The 380-nt window shown below is 41.1% G+C and carries 1 protein-coding gene; it reads right to left on the bottom strand.

The genetic code is table 11. From position 1 onward, the window contains the following. Positions 1 to 380 (bottom strand): oligopeptide:H+ symporter (locus CWB76_RS19250; RefSeq protein ID WP_138609722.1); only part of this gene is annotated, 380 nt, incomplete at both ends.

Here is a 380-nt window from a genome sequence, read left to right as displayed (position 1 = left end):
TAGTTAATACCCATGTAGTAAATAGCGTAACCACCGTCACGGCGTTCATCTTCGTCAGTATAAAGCTGACCAACCATGGCACTGATATTAGGTTTAAGTAAACCAGTACCCGTTGCGACAAAGATTAAACCAATGAAAAAAGAATATTCATGCGGAACGGCTAAAATAATGTGGCCACACATGATGATGATACCGCCGTACCATACTGCTTTTTGACCACCAAATAATCTATCTGCTAGCCAGCCACCAGGTAAACCTAAAAAGTACACTGAACCTGTGTATAAGCCATAAATTGCAGCAGCAGAAGCAACGGTAAATCCTAAGCCTTCTTGTTGTAAACTTGCTGTCATAAATAATACGAGCATAGCTCGCATACCGTA

Source organism: Pseudoalteromonas sp. S1609, from assembly GCF_005887255.1.
Taxonomy (GTDB): Bacteria; Pseudomonadota; Gammaproteobacteria; order Enterobacterales; family Alteromonadaceae; genus Pseudoalteromonas.
Note: the sequence above shows the minus strand (reverse complement) of the source record. Positions and strands in the feature narration are given on the sequence as shown.